Source organism: Vibrio glycogenivorans (assembly GCF_051660965.1).
Taxonomy (GTDB): Bacteria; Pseudomonadota; Gammaproteobacteria; order Enterobacterales; family Vibrionaceae; genus Vibrio.
The window spans coordinates 18,185-35,474 of the sequence record NZ_JBPVIS010000007.1 but is presented as its reverse complement, the minus strand read 5'-3'; the positions used below and the strand labels follow the sequence as shown (position 1 = coordinate 35,474).

Sequence of the window (17,290 nt, the reverse complement as noted above, 5' to 3'; positions counted from 1 at the left end):
CTTAGCCTTCAAGCAAGTTGTTGCCGTTGATGGCAATTTTGCGAGGCTTCATTGCTTCTGGGATCTCACGTTCTAAGTCTACGTGCAGTAGGCCGTTTTCCATGGTTGCGCCGACGACCTTAACGTAATCTGCGAGTTGGAACTTACGCTCGAAGTCGCGCTCGGCGATACCTTGGTAGACGTAGTTCTTACCCTCTTCGGCTTGACGCTCACCCTTAACCAGTAGCATGTTTTCTTTTTGGGTGATCTCGAGTTGTGACTCGGCAAAGCCGGCTACTGCCATGGTGATGCGGTAGTGGTTTTCGTCTTTTTGCTCGATATTGTATGGAGGGTAACCGCCAGAAGTGTTTTTAGCTGAATTCGCTTCCATCATGTTAAACAGACGGTCAAAGCCAATTGCATTGCGGTATAGGGGTGTAAAGTCTACAGTTCTCATCATGCTATCCTCTTAGTAAGCAATAGTCTTAGCCTCAAGCGCGATTGATCGTCACTGTGAGTGATCAAGTCGCTAGCTAAGAGATCCAATATCATTCCACAGGCCGCTTATCAGAGGCGCAGGGACATGAGTAGGGATCAAGGTTAAATTGTCTGCCAGCAGAGCTATCCTCATCAGAGCGATGCGCCGTTGGCGGGTTTGAGGCGGTCTATCTTCTATTCTCTAGCAAGATACCCCTTCCTCATAACAAGATATGTGGACGCCAAAGCCCTCTTTCAAGTAATTTTCTTTAATTATTTTTATTACCCGAATTTTCATAGCCTTAAACCCAACACACTGATGATTAAAAGGCTCTACCACTAAACTAACCTCAAGTGACAACCTACTCGCTCCCCGAAGTGAAACGTCCCCGATCCTCGCCCCTATTTCCGTTAGCCCCAAAAAAAAACAGCCACCGATTGTCGGTAGCTGTTTCCAATATTGATAAAAGCTAATACAAATTAAACGTCAAGGTTAGCCACTTTCAGCGCGTTCTCTTCGATAAAGTTACGACGAGGCTCAACCTGATCGCCCATTAGCGTAGTAAACAGCTGATCGGCACCAACCGCATCCTCGATCGTCACCTGCATCATACGGCGAGTATCAGGGTCCATAGTGGTTTCCCACAGCTGATCTGGGTTCATCTCACCCAGACCTTTGTAGCGCTGTAGGCTCAGGCCACGGCGTGACTCTTTGATTAGCCAGTTAAGCGCATCAACAAAGCTGCTGATAGCAAGAGTACGCTCGCCACGCTTGATGTAAGCACCCTCTTCAATCAAGCCATCAAGTGCCTCTGAAAGGTCTGCAAGCTTGCTGTACTCTTTCGAGTTGATGAAGTCGACAGACAGTACGTACTCGTGCACCACACCGTGCGTACGCACAATTACCTTCGGCAGGTTTAGGCCTAGCTCAGCGTGCTGTTCAACCTCAACGCTGTACTGGCTCGCACCAACTTCTTTCGCGTTTAGCTGATCCACCAACTGCTTGGTCCAAGCCTCAACCGCGCCAGCATCGTGACACTGCTCTGCGGTTAGACGTGGTGTGTAGATAAGCTCGTGTACCAATGCTTGTGGGTAGCGGCGGCTCATGCGATCCACCAGCTTCATACCTTTATTGTACTGCTGAACCAGTTTCTCTAGCGCCTCACCTGCAAGCGCTGGTGCTTCTGGGTTCACATGCAGCGCTGCATTATCAAGAGCCAGTGCAATCTGATACTGGTTCATTGCATCTTCATCTTTGATGTACTGCTCTTGCTTACCCTTCTTCACCTTGTAAAGCGGTGGCTGAGCGATGTACACATAGCCGCGCTCAATAAGCTCTGGCATTTGACGGTAGAAGAAGGTCAATAGTAGCGTACGAATGTGCGAACCATCGACATCCGCATCGGTCATGATGATGATGTTGTGGTAGCGCAGCTTGTCTGGGTTGTACTCATCGCGGCCGATACCACAGCCTAGCGCGGTGATCAGTGTCGCGACTTCTTGTGAAGACAACATCTTATCGAAGCGCGCCTTCTCAACGTTCAAGATCTTACCCTTAAGCGGTAGGATTGCCTGATTCTTACGGTTACGGCCTTGTTTTGCGGAGCCGCCTGCCGAGTCACCCTCCACTATGTACAGTTCAGACAATGCTGGGTCTTTTTCCTGACAGTCGGCCAGCTTACCTGGTAGGCCTGCAAGATCGAGTGCGCCTTTACGACGGGTCATCTCACGCGCTTTACGCGCTGCTTCACGCGCACGTGCTGCGTCGATGATCTTACTACAAACCGTTTTTGCTTCGGTTGGGTTCTCTGCGAGGAAGTCGTTTAGCTTTTCACCCATCACCGACTCAACCGCCGATTTCACCTCAGATGAAACTAGCTTGTCTTTGGTTTGGCTTGAGAACTTAGGATCCGGTACCTTAACCGAGATAACCGCCGTTAGACCTTCACGTGCATCATCACCCGAGGTCGAGGTCTTGGCTTTTTTCGAGAAGCCCTCTTTATCCATAAACGAGTTCAGTGTACGAGTCAGCGCAGCACGGAAGCCCGCCAGGTGAGTACCACCATCGCGCTGAGGAATGTTGTTAGTAAAACAGTAGATGTTCTCTTGGAAGCCATCGTTCCACTGCATCGCCACTTCTACTGCAATGCCATCTTCACGCTCAGCGTCAAAGTGGAATACCTTCTCGATAATTGGGGTTTTATTGGTGTTGAGGTGCTCAACAAACGCCTGGATACCACCTTCATACATGAAGTGATCAGCCTTATCCTCTTCACGCTCGTCTTTAAGCTTGATCGAAACGCCAGAGTTTAGGAACGATAGCTCGCGCAGACGCTTAGCTAGGATGTCGTAGTGGAATTCTGTGTTCGAGAAGGTCTCTTCGCTTGGCCAGAAACGGATTTCTGTACCGGTCTTATCGGTCTCACCTACGACGCTTAGTGGCGCTTGTGGCTCACCGTGATGGTAGGTTTGGGTGTGGATCTCACCGCCACGGTGAATGGTCAGCGTGACCTGCTTAGAAAGGGCGTTTACTACCGAAACACCTACCCCGTGCAGACCACCTGATACCTTGTACGAGTTGTCATCGAACTTACCACCGGCGTGCAGTACCGTCATGATAACCTCAGCCGCAGAGACGTTCTCTTCCGGGTGCATCTCGGTTGGGATACCACGGCCATCATCGCGTACTGAGACAGAGTTATCCTCATGAATAGTCACAATGATGTCTTTACAGTGACCCGCCAACGCTTCATCAATTGAGTTATCCACCACCTCAAAAACCATGTGGTGCAGACCAGTACCATCGTCTGTATCGCCGATGTACATACCCGGACGCTTACGAACCGCATCCAGACCCTTCAGTACTTTAATACTCGATGAATCGTAATTTTCAGACATGAGTTACTCTCTATTTATCCTTGCTCAATCTGTCCCTGTTCCACATGGAACAGCTTACCGCTCTCGTCGCGCATATCGGCGATCTGCTCGGCGGTAATTGAGCTTACAAAAACTTGTGCCCCCGTCGCCTTCAAGCAGTCAGCGAGACGCTTGCGACGTTGGCTATCTAATTCTGATGCAAAGTCATCTATCAAGTAGATACATGGCTTTTCAGTCACCTGGGTCAAGTGTTGACCTTGGGCGACCCTTAGCGCACACACCATTAACTTGAGTTGACCACGCGACAGCACGTCCTCAACTGGCGTGCCGTTCACTTTGATGCGCAGATCCGCTTTGTTCGGTCCACTAAAAGTGTAGCCGAGCGACTGATCGCGCTCGAAATTTCGTTCCAGTAATTGATGGTAGGGGGTGTCTTTTTCCCAGCCCCTATAATACTTCAATTGGATATCAAATTCTGGCAAAAATGTCTGACACATCTGCTGAGCCACCTCAGTCATCTGTGCCACATAAGCCTCGCGCCACTGGCTAATCTGCTCAGCGATCTCCGCCATCTGCTTATCCCAGTAGCTCAGCTCGCGATAGCTTTGCGCATTTTTCAGCAGGGCATTACGTTGCTTGTTAAGGCGCTTAAAGCGCCCCCACGCTTCATGAAAACCGGGTTCGGTATGAAACACGCCCCAGTCGATAAAAGCACGGCGGAACTTAGGTCCGTCAGTCAACAGCTCAAACCCCTCAGGGTGGATAAGTTGCAGTGGCAGAATCTTGGCTAACTGCGCAAGTTTTTGCCCAGACTGACCGCCTATTTTAACCTCACTTGAGCCATCACGCTGCTTATTTATCCCAACGGGTAGCTCAAATTGATCTTGGTTCAAAGAATGCTCAATCACGCGGCCGTGAACAAACAGCTCAGACTGGTCATTTTGGATCACGCGCCCAGTCAGGCTGCTCTTAAACGAGCGACCATGGCCAAGCAAATAGATGGCTTCAAGCACGCTGGTTTTGCCACTACCATTGGCACCAACAAGAAAATTAAAGCCTGGTGATGGTTGAATATCACAGGCTTTAATATTGCGAAATTGCTGAACAATCAGACGGGAAAGCGGCATTCTAGAGACGAATTGGCATCACAACGTACATCGCGCTGTCATCACCGGCATTCTCAAGCAGGGCACTGGCGTTGGCGCTCGACATCGATAGGCGCACCGTCTCGCAGCGCAGGGTGTTTAGTACGTCCAACACGTAGTTGACGTTGAAACCAATCTCGATCGCCTCACCCTCATACTGTACGTCGAGTAGCTCCTCAGCTTCCTCTTGCTCTGGGTTGTTGGCAGTAATGCGCATCTCCGTGCCATCAAGATTCACTCGTACGCCACGAAACTTCTCGTTCGACAGGATCGCAGCGCGTGAGAACGCTTGGCGCAGCTCATCACAACTCGATTCCATCGTCTTAGTAGTACTTTGCGGCAGCACGCGGCGATAGTCAGGGAATCGACCATCCACCAGCTTAGAGGTGAAGACAAAGTTGTTCACTTCAGCGCGCAGATTTGAGCTACCGATTTGCAGCTCGACCTGCTGCTCTGGCGCATCAAGTAGCTTAACCAGCTCAAGCACGCCCTTACGCGGCAAGATGATCTGTTGATTGTCACCGGCCTTAGCAAGTTCAGTCTGTGCCACGGCCATTCGGTGACCATCGGTTGCGACGCTGCGCAGCGTGGTACCGTCAATCTCAAACAGCATACCGTTGAGGTAGTAACGCACGTCTTGGTTGGCCATCGAGAACTGAGTTTTATCAATCAAGCCCTTGAGCTCAGCCTGAGTCAGGCTGATCGAGGCTTCATTCTGCCAGTCTTCGATATTCGGAAAGTCATTCGCCGGCAAGGTGGCTAGCGAGAAACGGCTGCGGCCAGAGCGCACCTGCACGCGCTCCCCTTCCAAAACAAAGGTGATCTGAGCTGAATCAGGCAGGCTACGGCAAATATCAAGGAACTTACGCGATGGAACGGTGATCGCCCCAGCTTCACTGTCCGCCTCTAGAGCCACCTTACTCACTAGCTCCACCTCAAGGTCGGTAGCCGTCATCGACAACATACCGTTATCTACTTTGATCAGTAGGTTACCTAGAATAGGTAGGGTTGGACGACCGCCAAGCGCGCCAGAAACTTGCTGGAGGGGCTTCAGGAGGTGTTCACGTGCAATGGTAAATTTCATTATCAGCTCTAATTGGATTATCTGAACAAGCGTAGCTCTACTCTAACCCTATCGCCGTTAAGACGATAGCGTACGAATCAAATTCGAGTAGTCTTCTTTAATATCGTGGCTCTCTTCACGCAGCTGCTCTATCTTACGACAAGCGTGCAGCACCGTGGTGTGGTCACGACCACCAAAGGCATCGCCGATCTCTGGCAGGCTGTGGTTGGTCAGCTCTTTGGCCAATGCCATCGCCAGCTGGCGAGGTCTTGCGACCGAGCGTGAGCGGCGCTTAGACAGCAGATCCGCTACCTTTATCTTATAGTACTCAGCCACGGTTTTTTGAATATTGTCGATGGTGACCAGTTTCTCTTGCAGGGCAAGCAGGTCACGCAGGGCTTCACGAACAAAATCGATGGTAATAGGGCGTCCGGTGAAGTTGGCGTTGGCGATCACTCGGTTGAGTGCACCTTCAAGCTCACGCACGTTGGAGCGCAGGCGTTTAGCGATAAAGAACGCGACCTCATCCGCTAGGTGGATCTGGTGATCTTCCGCTTTTTTCATCAAGATCGCTACGCGCGTCTCAAGCTCAGGCGGCTCGATCGCAACCGTCAGTCCCCAACCAAAACGAGACTTGAGACGATCTTCAACCCCGGAGATCTCTTTTGGATAGCGATCTGAGGTGAGGATGATCTGCTGGTTACCCTCAAGCAAGGCATTGAAGGTATGAAAGAATTCTTCTTGCGATCGCTCTTTATTGGCAAAGAACTGGATGTCATCGATTAGGAGCGCATCTACGCTGCGGTAGTAGCGTTTGAACTCTTCGATGGCGTTGTTCTGCAGCGCCTTAACCATGTCCTGAACAAAGCGCTCCGAATGCATGTACACCACTTTGGCGTTGGGTTTGTTATCCACAATCGCATTGCCCACGGCGTGGAGCAGGTGAGTCTTACCAAGACCTGTACCACCGTAAAGGAACAGTGGGTTATAGGCAGCGCCAGGGTTGTCAGACACTTGACGTGCCGCAGCCAAACCTAGCTGGTTCGACTTACCCTCGACGAAGTTCTTAAAGCGGTGCTTTGGGTTTACGTTTGAGCGGTGGTTAATATCGGCGATCGCCTGTGCATCATCATCCCAAGTTTTATGCACGGGTTTACGCGCTTGCAGCTGCGCAGGTGCTGACGACTCTGCCGCTACATCTGCGGGCGTGCGCGTCGGCGCAGGCTTAGGCGCCGCAACTGGGCGACTACCCACTTCAAAGCGTAGGCTCGGTACATCGTTGCCGCAGAACTCTTGCAGCAAACGATTAATATTGTTGAGGTACTTATCGCGCACCCAATCAAGCACAAAGCGGTTGGGCGCAAATAGCGTCAAGGTGTTATCGTTTAATTCGGCCTGTAACGGACGAACCCACATACTGAACTCAGTAGCAGGCAGCTCCTCTTGAAGCTGTTGCATAACTTGCAACCAAAGCGAAGATGACACGGTGACCCCACTCAATAAACAGAAAACTTGGAAAGACCCACAATTTTACCTGTTGATAACTAAGATCGCCAGTAAATGATCGACGGATCAGTGAATAAGATCGGAGTTATTCACAGATATTCACGGCAAAAACCGCGGATCAGCACATCGATCCCCCAGATTACTCACAATAAGATCCACATTTAGGCTGTTTTACCCAGATCCAAGGTTTGGGTATAAGTCTGTGAATAGCCAGATCAAAGTCAGGCGATCCCGCCATTATTGAGTTATTACTAACTAGTCTGAGTTATGCCAGAAGGTTATTTATTACTGATTAAAAACAACCAGTAGTATCCCGTGTTACATAATTTAGGAGCTGTATTATGAATAACTGGATGAAGGCAGCACTCGCTGCTGTTGCGCTATCTGCGGTCACTGTAAACGCCGCGACTGAAGTCAAAGTGGGTATGTCAGGACGCTATTTCCCCTTTACCTTTGTTAAGCAAGACCAACTGCAGGGCTTTGAAGTCGACCTGTGGGATGAGATCGGTCGTCGCAACGATTATCAGGTCAACTATGTGACCGCAAACTTCTCCGGTTTATTTGGCATGTTAGAGTCGGGTCGTATCGACACCATCTCTAACCAGATCACCATGACCCCAGCCCGTACTGAAAAATACCTGTTTGCTGACCCTTATGTGGTTGATGGTGCGCAGATCACGGTGCGCAAAGGCAACGATTCTATTCAGGGCATACAGGATCTAGCGGGCAAAACCGTAGCGGTCAACCTAGGATCGAACTTCGAGCAACTGCTGCGTGATTACGATAAAGACAACAAGATCAGCATCAAGACTTATGACACGGGCATCGAACATGACGTGGCACTCGGCCGCGCTGATGCGTTCGTCATGGATCGCCTATCGGCGTTAGAGCTGATCAAGCAAACAGGCCTGCCATTGCAGCTTGCCGGTGAACCGTTTGAAACCATCGAGAACGGCTGGCCGTTTGTCGACAACGCGCGTGGCAAGCAATTGCGTGACGAGGTCAACGCGGCGGTAGCTGAGATGCGTGCTGATGGCACCATGGCCAAGATCTCTGAAAAATGGTTTGGCGCTGATATCACTCACTAGCCACAACTTTGGCTTACGTAACTGAGCCAAACAATCTGTGTATTAATCTAGGTGGGATTCTAGGATCCCACCTTTTGTTGTATTAAAAGGAAAGTAAAAGTCATGGGTTTTGATTTTGCTTATATGCTCGATCTGCTGCCAATTTTGCTCAAATACCTTGGCACCACGATGGAGATGGCGATGTGGGGACTGGTGTTCTCACTGATTTTAGCGGTGGTTATCGCTAACATTCGTGTGTTTAAGATCCCAGTCCTCAATCAGCTCAGTCAGCTGTACATTAGCTTCTTTCGTGGCACCCCACTTCTGGTCCAGCTGTTTCTGCTCTACTATGGGTTGCCACAGGTATTCCCATTCCTGGTCGGGCTCGACGCCTTTAGCGCGGCGGTCATCGGCCTAACCTTACACTTTGCCGCTTATAAAGCAGAGAGTATTCGCGCTGCGATTATTGGCATCGACCGCAGTCAGATGGAAGCCAGCCTGTCGGTCGGCATGACCACCGCGCAAGCGATGCGTCGAATTATCCTGCCGCAAGCCACCCGCGTTGCGCTGCCATCACTAATGAACTACTTCATCGATATGATTAAGTCGACCTCGCTGGCCTTTACCCTTGGGGTGGTCGAGATCATGGCCACCGCGCAGATGGAGGCCGCTTCAAGCTTCCGCTTTTTCGAGGCGTTCCTGGCTGTGGCCCTGATCTACTGGGTGGTGGTGATTATCCTGACCCGCGTGCAAGTATGGGCAGAAGAGAAATTGAATAAGGCGTACGTACGATGATCAAACTTGAGAATATTCACAAATCGTTTGGCAGCACTGAGGTGCTCAAGGGCGTTGATATCGAGATCCAACAAGGTGAGATCATCGTGATTATCGGCTCCAGTGGCACGGGTAAATCCACCTTACTGCGCTGCGTTAACTTTCTTGAGCAAGCCGACCAAGGCACGATCACCATCGATGATGTCTCGGTTGATGCCGAGCAACACAGCAAGGCAGAGGTATTGGCCCTGAGGCGTAAAACCGGATTTGTATTTCAAAACTATGCCCTGTTTGCTCACATGACCGCACGGCAAAACATCGCCGAGGGCTTGGTCACGGTGCGCGGCTGGAAGAAAGAGGACGCCAACGCTTATGCCCAGCAACTGCTCGAGGAGATCGGCTTGGGCGACAAGGGCGACAGCTACCCAGCCGCCCTCTCTGGCGGTCAACAACAGCGTGTGGGCATTGGCCGAGCGATGGCGCTCAAGCCAGAACTGCTGCTGTTTGATGAGCCCACGTCCGCGCTGGACCCTGAATGGGTTGGCGAGGTACTGGCACTAATGAAAACCCTCGCGGCTCAGCATCAAACCATGCTGGTGGTGACCCACGAGATGCAATTTGCCAGAGAGGTCGCTGATCGAGTGATCTTTATGGCCGAAGGGAATATTGTCGAGCAAGGTTCTCCACAGGATATCTTCGAGCGCCCACAGGATCCTCGCTTGCAAAAGTTCCTTAACCAAGTTGGGGCTTGATCAAGGATCAACTCGGATCGAAAGATCCTTGAGATTTTTGTTTGGCTCCGTATAATCGCCCGACCGGAATTATCACCACAGTGAAACTTGGCTTTTTACTAAGATTCATGTTACTGACACTCAATCTATGATTGACAGTAAATGTGACAGTGATTACAATTCCGCCTCTTTGTTGAGAGGCGTCGGTACTTAAGGCTACCTTCCTCTTATATATAGAGAAAGCAATAGCTGCCCACGCCGGGTTAACATTGACCTAAAACTGATCAGTAAAGGTATTTATCATGAAACGCACTTTTCAACCTTCAGTTCTAAAGCGCAAGCGTACTCACGGCTTCCGTGCACGCATGGCGACTAAGAACGGTCGTAAAGTAATTAATGCACGTCGTGCAAAAGGCCGTGCGCGCCTATCAAAATAATTCGCGATTATTTTGAATAAGTACGCATTCCATCGGGAGTTACGCTTGTTAACTCCCGAGCATTACCAAAATGTCTTCAAGCAAGCTCATCGAGCTGGCTCACCCCATTTCACTATCATCGCTCGAGAAAATACTCTTTCTCACCCCCGACTTGGTCTCGCTGTTCCTAAAAAGCAAATCAAAACTGCGCCTGCTCGCAACCGCTTTAAACGTATTGCGCGAGAAAGCTTCCGTCTACGTCAACACAAACTTCCTAACAAAGATTTTGTTGTCATTGCCAAGAAAAGCGCCCAAGATCTGAGCAATGAAGAATTGTTCAAGTTATTTGAAAAGTTATGGCGCCGTCTCTCTCGCCCCTCGCGTGGCTAGCAATTGGTTTGGTCTATCTGTATAGATGGGTCATCAGTCCTATGATAGGACCGCGTTGTCGCTTCACTCCTACTTGCTCAATGTATGCCATTGAAGCATTGAAAGCTCACGGTTTTTTAAAAGGATGTTGGTTATCTGGCCAACGTCTATTAAAATGCCACCCATTAAATGATGGCGGTTATGACCCCGTCCCACCAGTCCAAAACAAAGACAGAGATTAAATAACGATGGATTCTCAACGTAATATTCTGTTAATCGCTTTGGCTTTGGTCTCTTTCCTACTCTTCCAACAATGGAATGTAGAGAAGAATCCAGCGCCTCAGACGGCTTTACAGACGCAATCTAACGGCAGTTTGCCTGCTTCGGGGTTTGCAGATGACCTAGACCCAATGCCAGCTCAGGCAGCTTCAGCACACACCATTACCGTGACAACTGACGTGTTGACTCTGTCAATTGACACTATGGGTGGTGATATTGTTGCAGCTAACCTGAACCAATACTCCGCAGAGCTTGAATCAGAAGAGACTTTCTCTCTGCTGAAAAACGAAGCTGGTTACCAGTTTATCGCTCAAAGCGGTCTGGTTGGCCCTCAAGGCATTGACCGCAGCAGCGCCGATCGTCCGACTTACTCGGTAAGCGCAGACAGCTTCACCCTGGCGGATGGCCAAGACGAATTGCGTATTCCAATGACGTTCAGCGAGAATGGCATCGACTACATCAAGACGTTCGTACTTACGCGTAACAGCTACGCTATCGACGTAATCTACGATGTAGTGAACAACTCTGGCAGCACAGCCACGCTAGGCATGTACGCGCACTTGCGTCAAAACCTTACCGACTCTGGTGGCAGCCTAACCATGCCAACCTACGCGGGCGGTGCTTACTCAACGCAAGACACGCGCTACAAAAAATACAGCTTTGATGATATGCAAAGCCGTAACCTGTCGCTAAACCTACCAAACGGTGAAGGTTGGGCGGCAATGATCCAGCACTACTTTGCGACAGCTTGGATCCCACGCAACGAGCCAGGCACAAGCCTATACACTCGCGTGATCGGTAACCTAGGCGATATCGGCCTACGTATGCCAAACAAAGCGATTGCTGATGGCGGCGAAGCGCAGCTAGTCGCAACGCTTTGGGCCGGTCCTAAACTACAAGACCAGATGGCAGCAACGGCGCCAAACCTTGACCTAGTAGTGGATTACGGCTGGCTATGGTTCATCGCGAAACCACTGCACTGGTTGCTGTCATTTATCCAGGGCTTTGTGAGCAACTGGGGTCTAGCGATCATCGGTCTAACCTTCATCGTACGTGGTGCGATGTACCCACTGACCAAAGCGCAATACACCTCTATGGCGAAAATGCGTATGCTTCAGCCTAAGCTGCAAGCGATGCGTGAGCGTCTAGGCGACGACCGTCAGCGCATGAGCCAAGAGATGATGGAGCTGTATAAGAAAGAGAAAGTAAACCCGCTAGGCGGCTGTCTACCTCTTATCCTACAGATGCCTATCTTCATTGCACTGTACTGGGCATTGATGGAATCGGTTGAGCTACGTCACGAGCAGTTCTTGTGGCTACAAGATTTGGCGGCAATGGACCCATACTTCATCCTACCGCTACTGATGGGTGCAAGTATGTTCATCATCCAGAAGATGAGCCCAACCACAGTCACTGACCCTATGCAGCAGAAGATCATGACCTTTATGCCGGTGATGTTTACCTTCTTCTTCCTATGGTTCCCATCAGGTCTGGTTCTTTACTGGCTAACGTCAAACATCGTGACGCTGATCCAGCAGACACTGATCTACAAGTCTCTTGAGAAGAAAGGTCTACACTCTAAGTAACCTTTAAGCTTAAAGAAACACCAAGAAAGGCGGCCAAAAGGTCGCCTTTTTGTTTGAGGCTGATTACAATTCTCTCCAATACATCCAAATGGCTCCATACGGCGCCACAGCGTTTTTAAGGTCATCTTATGACAACAGATACTATTGTTGCTCAGGCTACTGCGACAGGTCGTGGTGGCGTCGGTATCATCCGCGTTTCAGGCCCAAAGGCCAACGAGGTCGCCCTTGCTGTAACCGGCAAGACCCTCAAGCCGCGCTACGCAGAATACCTGCCGTTTAAAACCGCACAAGGCACCGAGCTCGACCAAGGTATTGCCCTTTACTTCCCTAACCCGCACTCGTTTACTGGTGAGGACGTTCTTGAGCTGCAAGGCCACGGCGGCCCAGTGGTCATGGATATGCTGATCAAGCGTATCCTTGAGGTCGATAACGTGCGTCCGGCGCGCCCTGGTGAGTTCTCTGAGCGTGCCTTCCTTAACGATAAAATGGACCTGACTCAGGCCGAGGCGATCGCCGATTTGATTGATGCCAGCTCAGAAGAAGCGGCCAAATCAGCGCTGCAATCGCTGCAAGGCCAGTTCTCTAAACGCATCAATACGCTGGTGGAATCACTTATCCACCTGCGCATTTATGTCGAGGCGGCTATCGACTTCCCAGAAGAAGAGATCGATTTTCTTGCCGACGGCAAGGTCGCGACCGACCTGCAAGCGATCATCGACAACCTTGATGCGGTAAGAAATGAGGCCAACCAGGGTGCCATCATGCGTGAGGGGATGAAGGTGGTGATTGCCGGTCGTCCGAATGCAGGCAAATCGAGCCTGCTTAACGCCCTGTCAGGTAAAGAGTCGGCGATTGTGACCGATATCGCCGGCACCACACGCGATGTCTTGCGCGAGCACATCCATATTGACGGTATGCCGCTGCACATCATCGATACCGCAGGTCTGCGTGACGCCTCGGATGAGGTGGAAAAGATTGGTATTGAGCGCGCATGGGACGAGATTGAGCAGGCTGATCGCGTGCTGTTTATGGTGGATGGCACCACCACCGATGCCACTGATCCGAAAGAGATCTGGCCGGACTTTGTCGATCGCCTGTCGGATAACATCGGCATCACAGTGATCCGCAATAAAGCCGACCAAACCGGGGAAGATCTCGGGATCTGTCATGTCAACTCACCGACGTTGATCCGCCTTTCGGCGAAAACCGGTCAAGGTGTTGATGCGCTGCGTAACCACCTGAAAGAGTGCATGGGCTTTGCCGGTAATAGCGAAGGTGGCTTTATGGCGCGTCGTCGTCACCTCGATGCGCTCGAAAAAGCGGCCCAGCACCTCGATATCGGCCAGACACAGCTTGAGGGCTACATGGCGGGAGAAATCCTCGCAGAAGAGCTGCGCATTGCCCAGCAGCATCTCAACGAGATCACCGGCGAGTTTAGCTCCGATGACCTGCTTGGACGCATCTTCTCATCGTTCTGTATCGGTAAGTAATCACTTTCAAAGGAAGCCTATTGCGCTTCCTTTTTTTCTGTCTCAACCTGTTGGACAAGAACAAAGTATAAGGAAATCTATATGATTCATATAATAACAGGCAGCACTCTAGGTGGTGCCGAGTACGTTGGCGATCACCTCAGCGAGCTGCTGGAGCAAAGCGGCTTAGAGACCCAAATCCACAACCAACCCTCGCTTGACGAGATCGGCAACGAGGGGATCTGGCTGCTGGTCACCTCGACTCATGGCGCGGGTGAGTACCCAGATAACATCCAGCCCTTTATCGCCGCCCTGCAAGATACCCCACCTAGGATGAGCAACGTCAAGTTTGCGGTCGTTGCGATTGGTGACTCCAGCTACGATACCTTCTGCGCGGCTGGCAACCATGCCTATGACCTGCTTGAGGATATTGGTGGCACCCCACTTACAGACTGCCTTGAGATCGATATCCTCGAACAATCAGTACCAGAAGACGCCGCAGAGGCCTGGCTTAAGCAGCATATCGAGCGCTTTCAGAGCGCATAAACCGCCAACAGCATGTTGATCAAACGCGGCCGATGTAGCCGCGTTTTTTGTATCTGTGAATAACTTTGACCCATTCACAACAATCTTTCGTACAAAAAACCAACAAACGCTCTGTGGATAAGTATAGTAATTTCCTATGATCAACCTATAGTTATCCAAAGAACAACTTTGATCATGATTTACCCCTGTGAATAAGTACTGTTTTTGATCCCAGTTAATCCTCGATCTGATCAACGCCTGATCACAGCAAATGATCCAAAAAAGATCCATGATCTTGTTGATCATTTTTTACTTATCCACAGAAAACAGGATCACTAATAATAGATCCAATAAAAGATCTATATATAGATCTTATATATATTTAATTTCGATCCATTTTGACAAAAGTTCGAAAAGCGATTTTCTCAGTTCAGGAAAAGAGGTAAAATACCGCTCTTTTATTTTCCATGCTTTGAATACCTGAGGTCGGTTCATGCTTTATCAAGAAAACTTTGACGTCATCATCGTAGGTGGTGGTCATGCAGGGACGGAAGCCGCATTAGCGTCAGCACGCACAGGACAGAAAACACTTCTTTTGACTCACAACATTGATACTTTGGGTCAAATGTCATGTAACCCAGCGATCGGTGGTATCGGTAAGGGTCACCTGGTCAAAGAGGTGGATGCAATGGGTGGTCTAATGGCGCAAGCGATTGATCATGCAGGTATTCAATTCAGAACACTTAACGCCTCAAAGGGCCCAGCCGTTCGCGCAACTCGTGCACAGGCAGATCGAGCCTTGTACAAAGCCTACGTGCGAAGCGTGCTAGAGAACACACCTAACCTGACCCTGTTTCAACAGTCGGTCGATGATCTGATCATCGAGAATGATCAAGTGGTTGGTGCTGTGACTCAAATGGGGCTTAAATTCCGCGCCAAAGCGGTTGTATTGACCGTGGGCACCTTCCTTGGGGGTAAGCTTCACATCGGTCTAGAAAACTTCTCTGGTGGCCGTGCAGGCGATCCTCCGTCGATCGCGCTGGCCGATCGTTTGCGCGAGATGCCATTCCGCGTTGATCGTTTGAAAACCGGTACACCACCGCGTATCGATGCGCGTAGCGTTGATTTTAGTCAGATGGAAGCCCAACACGGTGATAACCCGACTCCGGTGTTCTCGTTTATGGGTAATCGCAACCAACACCCGCGTCAGATCCCGTGTTTTATTACGCACACCAATGAGCGTACCCACGATGTGATCCGCAATAACCTTGATCGCAGCCCGATGTACGCTGGCGTGATCGAAGGCATTGGTCCGCGTTACTGTCCATCGATTGAAGACAAGGTGATGCGCTTTGCCGACAAGAACAGTCACCAAATCTTTGTTGAACCAGAGGGACTGGATACGCACGAGCTCTACCCTAACGGTATCTCAACCAGTCTGCCATTTGATGTGCAAATCGAGATTGTTCGCTCAATGAAGGGCTTTGAGAATGCGCATATCGTCCGCCCAGGTTATGCGATTGAGTACGATTTCTTTGACCCGCGCGATTTGAAGCACACTTACGAAACCAAATTTATCAAAGGCTTGTTCTTTGCTGGCCAGATCAACGGTACCACCGGTTACGAAGAAGCGGCAGCACAAGGCCTGATGGCGGGTCTTAACGCAAGCTTGTTCAGTCAAGACAAAGAGGGCTGGAGCCCACGTCGCGATCAAGCCTACATGGGCGTGCTGATCGACGACCTGTCGACCATGGGCACCAAAGAGCCGTACCGTATGTTTACCTCACGCGCCGAGTACCGCTTGCTGCTGCGTGAAGACAACGCCGACCTGCGTTTGACAGAACAAGCCCACGAGCTTGGCCTGATTGATGAGGCGCGTTGGGCTCGATTCAACCAAAAAGTCGACAATATCGCTAAAGAGCGCCAGCGCCTAAGCGATACTTGGATGAATCCAAAATCTGAGGGTGTCGATACCCTTAACAACCTGCTCAAGACACCAATGGTGCGTGAAGCAAGTGGTGAGGATCTGCTGCGTCGTCCAGAAATGACCTATGCCCAGCTCACCGAGCTAGATCAATTTGCGCCTGCGCTTGAGGATCAACAGGCGGCTGAGCAGGTCGAGATCCAGGTTAAGTACGAGGGCTACATCAAGCGTCAGCAAGATGAGATTGAGAAATCACTGCGCCACGAAAACACCCAGATCCCATTTGATGTCGATTACGGCGAAGTTAAGGGTTTGTCGAATGAGGTCGTTGTTAAGTTGAATGATGCGCGCCCAGAATCGATTGGCGTGGCGTCACGTATCTCTGGTGTGACACCTGCAGCGATCTCTATCCTGTTGGTACATCTGAAAAAACAAGGTTTATTGAAAAAAGGTGAGGCTTCCTAATGACGGCACTACGCGAGCGACTAGACCAGCTTCTGGCTAAGACCGATCTTGAGGTTTCACCACAACAGCGTGATCAACTGGTGGGTTATGTCATGTTGTTGGATAAATGGAACAAGGCGTACAATTTGACTTCGGTTCGCGATCCGATGGACATGTTAGTGAAACATATCCTTGATAGCGTCATCGTGAGTACGTATCTTGAAGGCGAGCGCTACATCGATGTGGGTACTGGCCCTGGTCTGCCTGGCATACCGTTGGCCATCATGCACCCGAATAAGTCGTTTGTGCTGCTCGATAGTTTGGGGAAACGGATTCGATTTATTAAGCAGGTCATTCATGAGCTGAAGATTTCGAATGTGACTCCTGTTCAAAGCCGTGTAGAAGAGTTTGATCCAGGTGAGGGATTTGACGGCGTATTGAGCCGCGCCTTTGCCTCAATGAGAGATATGGTTGAATGGTGTCACCACCTACCAAAACCTGAAACTGGCCTGTTTTTAGCTCTTAAAGGGCAGTACTCAGAAGATGAGTCGGCTGAAATTCCAGCCTGGTGTTCTGTGACCGACATCAAATCTTTACAAGTTCCTGAATTGGAAGGTGAGCGACATCTTGTAATCTTATCTCGCACTGCATAAAAGCGA

General features: G+C 50.3%; 16 protein-coding genes. 11 read left to right on the top strand and 5 right to left on the bottom strand.

Annotation, left to right across the window (positions count from 1 at the left end; translation table 11 throughout):
- Nucleotide 1: 1 nt before the first annotated feature.
- The 5 genes from ACSTTG_RS14580 to dnaA all read right to left on the bottom strand — a co-directional run bounded on the left by ACSTTG_RS14580 (nucleotide 2) and on the right by dnaA (nucleotide 7,026).
- Entirely contained in the window at nucleotides 2–436 is a 435-nt protein-coding gene (locus ACSTTG_RS14580) for an Hsp20 family protein (protein ID WP_438459915.1), read from the bottom strand.
- A gap of 500 nt (nucleotides 437–936) precedes the next feature.
- Nucleotides 937–3,354, bottom strand: a complete 2,418-nt coding sequence (gyrB, locus tag ACSTTG_RS14575) for a DNA topoisomerase (ATP-hydrolyzing) subunit B (protein ID WP_438475349.1) — start codon at nucleotides 3,352–3,354, stop codon at nucleotides 937–939.
- Between the two features lie 14 nt (nucleotides 3,355–3,368).
- Nucleotides 3,369–4,460 carry a DNA replication/repair protein RecF gene (gene recF / locus ACSTTG_RS14570; protein ID WP_438475348.1) on the bottom strand — a complete coding sequence of 364 codons (1,092 nt, stop codon included), beginning with the start codon at nucleotides 4,458–4,460 and terminating at the stop codon, nucleotides 3,369–3,371.
- A 1-nt stretch (nucleotide 4,461) separates the two neighbouring features.
- A complete protein-coding gene (gene dnaN / locus ACSTTG_RS14565) occupies nucleotides 4,462–5,562 on the bottom strand; it encodes a DNA polymerase III subunit beta (RefSeq protein ID WP_438475347.1) in 1,101 nt (366 codons plus the stop codon).
- Nucleotides 5,563–5,619: 57 nt separating this feature from the next.
- Entirely contained in the window at nucleotides 5,620–7,026 is a 1,407-nt protein-coding gene (gene dnaA / locus ACSTTG_RS14560) for a chromosomal replication initiator protein DnaA (RefSeq protein ID WP_438475346.1), read from the bottom strand.
- Nucleotides 7,027–7,388: 362 nt separating this feature from the next.
- Here dnaA and ACSTTG_RS14555 point away from each other — a divergent pair, with 362 nt between their 5' ends.
- From ACSTTG_RS14555 to rsmG, 11 genes are all read left to right on the top strand, one after another.
- Nucleotides 7,389–8,135 (top strand): amino acid ABC transporter substrate-binding protein, encoded by a 747-nt coding sequence (locus tag ACSTTG_RS14555; RefSeq protein ID WP_438475345.1) that lies wholly within the window; start codon nucleotides 7,389–7,391, stop codon nucleotides 8,133–8,135.
- A gap of 102 nt (nucleotides 8,136–8,237) precedes the next feature.
- Nucleotides 8,238–8,909, top strand: coding sequence for an amino acid ABC transporter permease (locus tag ACSTTG_RS14550; RefSeq protein ID WP_438459664.1), 672 nt, complete (start codon nucleotides 8,238–8,240; stop codon nucleotides 8,907–8,909).
- A complete protein-coding gene (locus ACSTTG_RS14545; RefSeq protein ID WP_438475344.1) occupies nucleotides 8,906–9,640 on the top strand; it encodes an amino acid ABC transporter ATP-binding protein in 735 nt (244 codons plus the stop codon). Before ACSTTG_RS14550 ends, ACSTTG_RS14545 begins: the two co-directional genes overlap by 4 nt.
- Before the next feature lie 281 nt (nucleotides 9,641–9,921).
- A complete protein-coding gene (gene rpmH, locus ACSTTG_RS14540) occupies nucleotides 9,922–10,056 on the top strand; it encodes a 50S ribosomal protein L34 (protein ID WP_006880025.1) in 135 nt (44 codons plus the stop codon).
- A gap of 12 nt (nucleotides 10,057–10,068) precedes the next feature.
- Nucleotides 10,069–10,425, top strand: a complete 357-nt coding sequence (rnpA, locus tag ACSTTG_RS14535; protein WP_438459662.1) for a ribonuclease P protein component — start codon at nucleotides 10,069–10,071, stop codon at nucleotides 10,423–10,425.
- Nucleotides 10,392–10,646, top strand: a complete 255-nt coding sequence (yidD, locus tag ACSTTG_RS14530; RefSeq protein WP_438475343.1) for a membrane protein insertion efficiency factor YidD — start codon at nucleotides 10,392–10,394, stop codon at nucleotides 10,644–10,646. Before rnpA ends, yidD begins: the two co-directional genes overlap by 34 nt.
- Before the next feature lie 6 nt (nucleotides 10,647–10,652).
- On the top strand, nucleotides 10,653–12,269 hold the full coding sequence (gene yidC / locus ACSTTG_RS14525; RefSeq protein WP_438475341.1) for a membrane protein insertase YidC: 1,617 nt from the start codon (nucleotides 10,653–10,655) through the stop codon (nucleotides 12,267–12,269).
- Nucleotides 12,270–12,397: 128 nt separating this feature from the next.
- Nucleotides 12,398–13,759 (top strand): tRNA uridine-5-carboxymethylaminomethyl(34) synthesis GTPase MnmE, encoded by a 1,362-nt coding sequence (gene mnmE, locus ACSTTG_RS14520; RefSeq protein ID WP_438459659.1) that lies wholly within the window; start codon nucleotides 12,398–12,400, stop codon nucleotides 13,757–13,759.
- An 81-nt stretch (nucleotides 13,760–13,840) separates the two neighbouring features.
- Complete coding sequence (gene mioC / locus ACSTTG_RS14515) at nucleotides 13,841–14,284, top strand: FMN-binding protein MioC (RefSeq protein ID WP_438475339.1); 444 nt, start codon at nucleotides 13,841–13,843, stop codon at nucleotides 14,282–14,284.
- A gap of 472 nt (nucleotides 14,285–14,756) precedes the next feature.
- Nucleotides 14,757–16,652, top strand: a complete 1,896-nt coding sequence (gene mnmG / locus ACSTTG_RS14510) for a tRNA uridine-5-carboxymethylaminomethyl(34) synthesis enzyme MnmG (RefSeq protein WP_438459657.1) — start codon at nucleotides 14,757–14,759, stop codon at nucleotides 16,650–16,652.
- A complete protein-coding gene (gene rsmG, locus ACSTTG_RS14505) occupies nucleotides 16,652–17,284 on the top strand; it encodes a 16S rRNA (guanine(527)-N(7))-methyltransferase RsmG (RefSeq protein WP_438475338.1) in 633 nt (210 codons plus the stop codon). Before mnmG ends, rsmG begins: the two co-directional genes overlap by 1 nt.
- Nucleotides 17,285–17,290 lie beyond the last annotated feature (6 nt).

Bases quoted from the DNA above. Each gene is read 5' to 3' on its own strand.
- ACSTTG_RS14580 (WP_438459915.1), bottom strand. From the start codon at position 436: ATGAGAACTGTAGACTTTACACCCCTATACCGCAATGCAATTGGCTTT.
- gyrB (WP_438475349.1), bottom strand. From the start codon at position 3,354: ATGTCTGAAAATTACGATTCATCGAGTATTAAAGTACTGAAGGGTCTG.
- recF (WP_438475348.1), bottom strand. From the start codon at position 4,460: ATGCCGCTTTCCCGTCTGATTGTTCAGCAATTTCGCAATATTAAAGCC.
- dnaN (WP_438475347.1), bottom strand. From the start codon at position 5,562: ATGAAATTTACCATTGCACGTGAACACCTCCTGAAGCCCCTCCAGCAA.
- ACSTTG_RS14555 (WP_438475345.1), top strand. From the start codon at position 7,389: ATGAATAACTGGATGAAGGCAGCACTCGCTGCTGTTGCGCTATCTGCG.
- ACSTTG_RS14550 (WP_438459664.1), top strand. From the start codon at position 8,238: ATGGGTTTTGATTTTGCTTATATGCTCGATCTGCTGCCAATTTTGCTC.
- ACSTTG_RS14545 (WP_438475344.1), top strand. From the start codon at position 8,906: ATGATCAAACTTGAGAATATTCACAAATCGTTTGGCAGCACTGAGGTG.
- rpmH (WP_006880025.1), top strand. From the start codon at position 9,922: ATGAAACGCACTTTTCAACCTTCAGTTCTAAAGCGCAAGCGTACTCAC.
- yidD (WP_438475343.1), top strand. From the start codon at position 10,392: ATGGCGCCGTCTCTCTCGCCCCTCGCGTGGCTAGCAATTGGTTTGGTC.
- yidC (WP_438475341.1), top strand. From the start codon at position 10,653: ATGGATTCTCAACGTAATATTCTGTTAATCGCTTTGGCTTTGGTCTCT.
- mnmE (WP_438459659.1), top strand. From the start codon at position 12,398: ATGACAACAGATACTATTGTTGCTCAGGCTACTGCGACAGGTCGTGGT.
- mioC (WP_438475339.1), top strand. From the start codon at position 13,841: ATGATTCATATAATAACAGGCAGCACTCTAGGTGGTGCCGAGTACGTT.
- mnmG (WP_438459657.1), top strand. From the start codon at position 14,757: ATGCTTTATCAAGAAAACTTTGACGTCATCATCGTAGGTGGTGGTCAT.
- rsmG (WP_438475338.1), top strand. From the start codon at position 16,652: ATGACGGCACTACGCGAGCGACTAGACCAGCTTCTGGCTAAGACCGAT.